The 6,251-nt window shown below is 34.6% G+C and carries 6 protein-coding genes; 4 read left to right on the forward strand and 2 right to left on the reverse strand.

Features of this window, described 5'->3' with window-relative positions; all coding sequences use genetic code 11:
• Positions 1-413: 413 nt before the first annotated feature.
• From V7122_RS23615 to V7122_RS23630, 4 genes are all read left to right on the forward strand, one after another.
• Positions 414-827, forward strand: coding sequence for a hypothetical protein (locus V7122_RS23615; protein ID WP_335529597.1), 414 nt, complete (start codon positions 414-416; stop codon positions 825-827).
• A gap of 40 nt (positions 828-867) precedes the next feature.
• On the forward strand, positions 868-1,278 hold the full coding sequence (locus tag V7122_RS23620; RefSeq protein WP_335529600.1) for a VOC family protein: 411 nt from the start codon (positions 868-870) through the stop codon (positions 1,276-1,278).
• Between the two features lie 561 nt (positions 1,279-1,839).
• Positions 1,840-2,883 (forward strand): serine hydrolase domain-containing protein, encoded by a 1,044-nt coding sequence (locus tag V7122_RS23625; RefSeq protein WP_335344889.1) that lies wholly within the window; start codon positions 1,840-1,842, stop codon positions 2,881-2,883.
• 609 nt (positions 2,884-3,492) lie between these two features.
• Complete coding sequence (locus tag V7122_RS23630) at positions 3,493-4,179, forward strand: MBL fold metallo-hydrolase (protein WP_335529602.1); 687 nt, start codon at positions 3,493-3,495, stop codon at positions 4,177-4,179.
• Between the two features lie 312 nt (positions 4,180-4,491).
• Here V7122_RS23630 and V7122_RS23635 read toward each other — a convergent pair whose 3' ends face one another.
• The gene (locus V7122_RS23635) at positions 4,492-4,707 is read right to left on the reverse strand and encodes a hypothetical protein (RefSeq protein ID WP_335344887.1); all 216 of its coding nucleotides are present in this window, start codon (positions 4,705-4,707) and stop codon (positions 4,492-4,494) included.
• A gap of 409 nt (positions 4,708-5,116) precedes the next feature.
• Positions 5,117-5,884: a SurA N-terminal domain-containing protein gene (locus V7122_RS23640; protein ID WP_335344886.1), complete on the reverse strand. Its 768-nt coding sequence runs from the start codon at positions 5,882-5,884 to the stop codon at positions 5,117-5,119.
• Between the last annotated feature and the right edge of the window lie 367 nt (positions 5,885-6,251).

Here is a 6,251-nt window from a genome sequence, read left to right on the forward strand (position 1 = left end):
TTCTACTCGACTAGTTTAATATAAGTTGAATAAAAATTAGAAATAAATTACAATGAAATAATACATAGAATTTCTATGTATCCTTAATCTAGGTATTAAGTATAAACGAATAAAATACAATTCTTTTCAACGGGGTAAAAAAGTGGCTTTCTTAAATACTTCTAAGTAAGTCCAAAAAAAGGGATGAAAATATTCCACCGGGGATGGGTTTATGAAGAGAATATTTCTTTTACCAATTTCAATTTTACTAATTATTTTTTTGTCAGCTCGTACAAATTCAACTGAGGCATCCAAATCAAACAAAGATAATATTATTGTAGATATTAAAAACAATACTAAGCGCCTATTTTCATTATAGGGCCAGATTGTTGAATAGCGCAGAAGGTTTTTAAGAAAACTATGGGGGGAAAAAGATGAAGCTAACAATAAGAGCAAGGATGTTGGGCATTTATGATTTGTTTTTGGCGACAGGCGCGATTTGGATAGGTGTGCAGATGGTAAGTTCAAGCCATGGAATTTTCGCTGAGGAATATCCGGATAGCTGGTCCTCTACGCTTCCTTTTGATAGTTGGGTGGTACCTGGGATCCTAGCGATTGTCATATTCGGACTTGGCAATATCACGGCGGCGGTATGTAGTTTTAAAAAAAGGAATAACAGTTCGTGGTATGCATCTGCCATTATGGGAGCTGTTTTCTTCATCGGATTGAACTTTCAGCGAATTATAGTAGGTGAAACGTATATCGTGACGAATCCGTTTTTAGCTTTGAGTATTATTCAGTTATGTCTGAGTGGATACGTGTTTTTTGGTTATAGAAAAGAACTCTAAAAAAAATAAAATCGCAAATTTTTCACAGGAGGTAATAAAAATGGCATTCACATCCAAAAATATCTTTATCAATTTATCTGTAAAAGACGTAAACAAGTCCACCAATTTTTTCAAGGAACTTGGTTTTGAGTTCAACCCACAATTCTCCGATGAGACCACATCTTGTATGATCATCAGTGTGAATATCTTTGCTATGATAATGACTGAGGAACGCTTCAAAGGATTTAGTAAGAAGGAAATTGTGGATACTACTACTTCTGCCGAAGCAATTCTCAGCTTTTCAGCTGAAAGTAGGGATCAAGTGGATGAGATAGTAAATAAGGCATTGTCATCTGGTGGTAAATCTTTTAGTGACCCTCAAGATCATGGGTTTATGTATATAAGGGGGTTTCAGGATTTAGACGGTCATTTATGGGAAGTTGCTTATATCGATGAAAGTGCAATGAATTAAGAATAAACTTTAAGGTTAAAAGTCATCCAGTATAATATTCTAAGGGATGATGCCTCAAAATGTATCATCTTTTTATTTATCTTTTATCAGATTAGAAATATGTGAAGTAACGAGTTAAAGTAAAATGGGCTGGATTTGAATAAGATTTAGGCAAGGGTCTTGCAACAAACGGCGCTTTCATTAATTATGAAGGCGTCTTTTTCTAATCAAACAGATTCTGAAGCAACACAATTTAAATTGAAGTTATGTTAAGGTGTAGAAGAGATTGTGAAGGATTCTACAAAACTCTCGTGTGCGTTAGAACAATATCTAAAGATCAAAAAACTCTTTTAAACCCTTCGCTCTTCCACAATCGGGCGCTTTTCTGTAATAAGGATCAGTGCTTATTTTCATTTAAGTGCCATATTCTTACATAAGGAAAAGATTTTTTAGATGGTAAATTGAAATTAAAAGGATGATATTTGATTAGCTAATGGGGGTAGTTGGTTGAACATGGTACAGCGATTTGCATTTTACATCCATTAGAAAGGGGCAGGGCTTAGAAAATAATATATTCATCTAATGAGGTGGTGGAAATTGACAAATAGAGGTGTAAAGGTTGGTGAATCGATTAAAAAAGTCATAAACAACGAGGAATTTTCTGGAGTTGTTTTTGTGAAGGACGACAATGAAATACTATTCAAATCAGCATCTGGATATTCTGATCGGACTGAAGAACGATTGAATAACATACACACACGTTTTGGTATGGCTTCAGGCTGTAAGTTGTTTACTGCAATTGCAGTTTGCCAATTAGTTGAGAAGGAAATATTATCCTTTGATACACGACTTAAAGACTGTTTAGATGTAGTTTTTCCGCATTTCGATGAAAATGTAACGATCCATCATCTTTTAACCCACAGTTCTGGAATTCCAGATTATTTTGACGAAGAGGCGATGGATAACTTTGAAGATCTTTGGAAACATACACCTATGTATCTATTAAAGGATTTACACGATTTTCTGCCATTGTTTAAAAACGAAAAAATGATGTTCAAACCTGGAGAAAGATTTCATTATAATAATGCTGCATTTATTGTTTTAGGTTTGATTGTGGAACAACAAACAGGCCTTTCTTTTACCGATTATATTAAAACGAATCTTTTTAATAAATGCGGTATGAATGATTCAGGCTATTTTTCATTAGATCGGCTACCTAAAAACACAGCTTATGGATACATTTACGATAAAGGTGGGACATGGAAAACGAATGTCTACTCGATTCCGATCAAAGGTGGAGCTGATGGAGGAGCCTATATCTCTGCACCTGATATGATCAAACTTTGGGAAGCATTACTGGATCATCGTCTTATAAGTAAAAAATATATTGAACTACTTATGACCCCACATATTCATGTAAAAGAGGAAGTCCATTATGGGTATGGAATTTGGATCAACAAACGTAATAATTCCATATTCAAGTATCATGTAATGGGGTACGATCCCGGGGTGAGCTTCCATTCGGCCCTGTATCCTAAGTCCGGGATTAAGCTCGTAATCCCTTCAAACAAAAGTTCAGGGCCATTTAAAGTTATGAAAGCGATAGAAGAATATTTTGAGATCTAACTTCGTACTTCTTTATGATGTTGTCGATTAAAAATCGCCTTCCCCTTGTGGTGGTGCATTTTAGCTTGGAACGATAGATACTATATTAGCAAGTTGTTCAATTAACTATCAAATAAAACAGAACTAAGTTTTATTCAAGAATCGGGCGCTTTTCTGAAACAAGGAAAGCGTCTTTCTTCATGAAAAGGGCCATTTAATTGAATAAGGCTTATTTAACTGACTGAAGCAGATTGAAAAAAATGTATATTACGGCAGTACAGCAAATAAAGTAAGAATAACATTGGATGGTGATCAATTATAAGGAATGTGCAAATGGATAACTTATCTACTCTAAGTAAACAATTGCATATCTCGAAGAAATGCTGCTAAAAACGTAAATTCGAAAATCTGAAGAGTAATTCTCAAACATAATGGCTAAAGATTTTTTATTTGGGATTTCGGGCAGCGGTTGGTTCAGAAAAGGTATCGTGAATGATGAGTTAAAAACAAGAAAGAGTTAGCATCACTCTTAGACTAGATATAATTTCACGGTGCCTAACACATTTACTTTTGCTGCGGAAACCTTATTTTAGATTTTAAAGAAAAATGAAAACAGGGAGAGGAAGAAGTATGAAAGTCAATAAAGTTTCAGAGAATATTTGGAGCTTAAAAACCTGGATTATTATCCCTATTCATGTGTGGGTCATTGTTGATGGCAATGGGGTAACACTAGTAGATGCTGGGATACCGAAGATGGCAAAAGGCATTATGAATTTTATTAAAGAACTGGACGCCGGCCCTTTGCAAAGAATCTTATTAACTCATGGTCATCCTGATCATGTTGGTGCTATAAAAACTATTTTATCAGTAACAAAAGTACCCGTATATGCACACCGAATTGAAATTCCATATATGGAAGGTGAGCTTCCTTATCCGAAACGAAAAAAAGCTAAACAGACGGTATCTAAACAATTAATCCAAGCGCTTCAAGAAGATGGACAGGGCAATTTGAATTTGATTGGCGGGATAAAGCCTTATCTGACTCCTGGGCATTCTCCTGGACATGTTGTCTATTACCACGAAAAGGATCAAGTGTTAATCGCAGGCGACCTCTTTACCTCCAAAAAGGGGAAGATCCATCAACCAATCTCAATGTTTACTTCGAATATGCATGAGGCAGTGAGAAGCAGCACTATCGTTGGAGAATTAAAGCCCATTAGGTTAGAGGTTTGCCACGGGCACCCTGTGTTCCATCCGGCAAACCATCTGGAGGAATACATTCAAAAAATGGAGAAGTTGTTTTTGGGGAAATCATGAATTCTGGATTCATGGGAAGACTAGTTGTAGATTATATAAGGTGGACAAAGCTGCAGCTATCCATAATTCTACAATCAGCAGTCCACACATTGTAGAGTGTGTGTCGCAACTCATTTTAAAGAAAGACAACTAACCCACTGAGCGTTGCCTTTTTACGTTTCCACAAACTTAGATACTTCTTTTCCCATTGTGGTCTCCTAATGGTTATATCTATTTCTTCTATATTATCTGGTATTGAGAATGGTATTAACTCAATTGCCTTTTGTGGATATGTGATTCAATATGATTATTTAATCTTTATGGAATAAATCATTATTGAGATGCTTTTCTCTTCTTATCTGCAATTCTCTGATAGTGAAGAATAATTTCGCTTGCTTCTTTAGGTCCTTTCATTGCGTACTCAGCATGTTCCTTTGAAATTTCAATATTAGCAAAATGTGCAACTATTCCACCGTCGTCAAAAATCAAATAGAATTTTTCATTTTCCTTACAAATTTCAATCCCATAATCGAAAAAAATTCTTTCCATAGGTATACTCCTATTTAAATATTTCATTAACAATTATTATATCAAGTTTTTTAATAGACATGGTTTAGTCGGTAAAAGAAATCTTCCGCAATCGGGAGCTTTAACGAAACAAGGTAAGCCCCTTTTTTATGGAATAATGAATGAGTAAACACCAGATAGATAACTGTAGCTTTAAAATAAAGTTTAATCAAAAAATCATTAACAATCCCATATTCTACAGCACAAAAGAGGAATCTATTTTGAAAAAAGATTGGGCTGTGGATCAAACTAAAAAGCCTCATTTATAGACACAGAATATAGTGGATAAAAAAGAAGATGAACACTACATTTTGTAGGGATCCATCTTCTTTTTCGTTTGAAGGGGCATTTGTCAACAGCCCCTTGAGCTGTTCATTATGTGTGTAACATCTTAAATCTTAATATCAATCTTCGCATTTTTCTTTAGCTCTTCAACCTGCTGAGCGAGTTTTTCTTGCTGTTTTTGCTGTTGAAGAGATTGTTCGATTTGTGGTTTTACTTCTTCAAGCTTTGGAACTTCTTGTCCAGTACTCTTTCCTTGTTCCGCATATTGATCAAACGTTTTTTGAATTTCTTCATCGGTTATTTCACCAGCTGGCACTTCTTTCTCAATGTACTGTTTAAGTTTAATACCGTCAGCTATTTGAGTTTCAAGTGTTTTCATATCCATGCCGGATTTTTTAAGAGCGGCTTCGAATTCTTTTTCTGTTTTAAACTGTTTTTTTATTTCGTCCAGCTGCTTATTAATATCTGCCTCTGAAACTTTATAGCTTTTTTTATCTACCTCTTGAAGAAGAAGAGTTTGTCCGACTAAGCTGTCAATTGTTTGGTTTTTCGCTTGCTCTGCAGCTTCTTTAGAAGTCGGATCTTGTCCCATTTGCTGCATTTGTCCTTGTATAGATGCTAAAGCGGTATTATACTCGCTTCCTAAAATTTCTTTATCATTCACTATGGCAACAGTTTTCTTTTCATCTATTTGCTGTGCTTCTAATTTCTTTTGCATTTCTTTCATTAGCTTTTGCTGTTCCTTCTGCTGATCGGTTTCCACTGTTTTTGCTTTATCATCATTTTTAGCTTCTGTACTTTCTTCATTTCCTCCGCATGCCACTAAAACAACTGCCATTAGACCGGTTATTAATGTAAACATCATTTTTTTCATAATCGATCTCCTTCCTTAAGCTAGAAGTATAATTTTCCCTAAAAAAATCATCTAGTGCGCATTATAAAGTTAATCCTATGAAAAAGAAACAGTATGTGCTCTTTTTTAATATTTATTACAGGATTGAAACATTTGATAATGATAATGAATGCCTGTAAAAAAGCAAATTTGAATTTTAGAACATTTCTAGTATTAACATTAGGAACTTAATTTGGAATGTTGTTCTCATTAAAATAGGAACTGCAGTTGGAGGATCATGGGAAACAATTGTGGGTTATATGGATATATATTCAAATTTGACTTATGTAGTGTTGACATTACTATTTATGGTGTTTGTTGTTTTATTTATTAGAAAAAGAATGATATT

It is taken from the genome of Bacillus sp. JJ1532, assembly GCF_036965085.1.
Taxonomy (GTDB): domain Bacteria; phylum Bacillota; class Bacilli; order Bacillales; family Cytobacillaceae; genus Cytobacillus.